1 protein-coding gene and 1 pseudogene are annotated in these 1,435 nt (G+C 60.0%); both read right to left on the minus strand.

Going from position 1 to position 1,435, the window contains the following annotated elements:
• Nucleotides 1-159: pseudogene (locus tag ACXRVY_RS29040) on the minus strand (EamA family transporter RarD); the annotation flags it as partial.
• A gap of 197 nt (nt 160-356) precedes the next feature.
• Nucleotides 357-1,370 (minus strand): aldo/keto reductase, encoded by a 1,014-nt coding sequence (locus ACXRVY_RS29045; RefSeq protein ID WP_223463081.1) that lies wholly within the window; start codon nt 1,368-1,370, stop codon nt 357-359.
• Nucleotides 1,371-1,435 lie beyond the last annotated feature (65 nt).

Below are 1,435 nucleotides of genomic sequence, written 5' to 3' on the forward strand. Positions count from 1 at the left end.
GCCGGACGCCACCATGAACACGGTCATGCACGGCACGGTCAGCAGCATGCGCCAACCGAAGATTTCCACGCCGCTCAAGGGGGTGAGCAGCGACGTGTAGTAATACATGACGGCAAACAGCACCGAGGCTGAAACCGATAGAGCGATACCTTTAGACAAGCTGTCCTCGCAAGGTTGAAGGTGAAACGGGGTGCGGAGGATACGTGGTTTTCGGGACGAATATTGTCCGATCGATCAACGCTGTCCAACTGTAGGAGCGAGCCTGCTCGCGATGGCGATCTTCCAGTCAACATCTCTGTTGAACGTAGTACCGCTATCGCGAGCAGGCTCACTCCTACAAAGGGTTATGTGTTTGTTCAGTTATTGCGCGGTTTACGGCCGGACACAAAATGACTCACATCATTGAACCCCGGTGTCGACGCATGCCCCGGCGTCACCAGCGAATCGATGAACGCCTCGTCCTCGGCCGTGATCTTCACCGCCTGCGCCTTAGTGTAGGCGTCCCATTGCGCTTCGGTACGAGGCCCGACAATGGCCGAGGTGACGGCGCTGTTGTTCAGCACCCAGGCAATCGCAAACTCGACGATACCCACGCCACGGCCCTGGGTGTACTCCTGAATCTGCTGGGCGATGCGCAGGGACTCGACGCGCCATTCGGTTTCCAGGATGCGTTTGTCCTGACGTCCGGCACGGCTGTTGGCGTCCGGCTTCACATCCGGCGCGTATTTGCCGCTGAGCACCCCGCGCGCCAGCGGGCTGTAGGGCACCACACCCAGACCGTAGTTTTGCGCCGCCGTGATCTGCTCGGTTTCAGCCTGGCGGTTGACGATGTTGTACAGCGGCTGGCTGATCACCGGCCGGTCAACGCCAAGTCTGTCGGCCACGCGAATGACTTCGGCGATGCGCCAGCCACGGTAGTTGGACAGGCCCCAATAGCGGATTTTGCCCTGGCGGATCAAGTCGCCGATGGCCGAGATCGTGACTTCCAGCGGCGTGTCGTGGTCTTCGCGGTGCAGGTAATAGATGTCGAGGTAGTCGGTGCCCAGGCGCGTCAGGCTGGCATCGATGCCGTTGAACAGGTGTTTGCGGCTCAGGCCGCTGCGGTTGGGGACGCCGTCTACGGGGCCGAAGCCGACCTTGGTGGCCAACACCCATTCATGGCGACGGCTGGCGATGGCTTCGCCGACGATTTCCTCGGAGCGGCCGTTGGTGTAGACGTCGGCAGTGTCGATGAAATTGATGCCCTGGTCCCAGGCCTTGTCGATGATCCGCAGGGAATCTTCGGTGCTGGTCTGTTCGCCGAACATCATGGTGCCCAGGGTCAGGGTGGACACCTGCAGACCCGAATGACCCAGCGTGCGGTAGCTCATGAGCAAATCCTTTTACCAGTGGGAAAGGCTCAATCAGATACCAGAATCATTGCCAGGAGCAAACG

The sequence above is a fragment of the Pseudomonas sp. P5_A2_2 genome (genome assembly GCF_054177685.1).

Coding starts and splice junctions, on each gene's coding strand:
- ACXRVY_RS29045 (WP_223463081.1), bottom strand. CDS start 1,370: ATGAGCTACCGCACGCTGGGTCATTCGGGTCTGCAGGTGTCCACCCTG.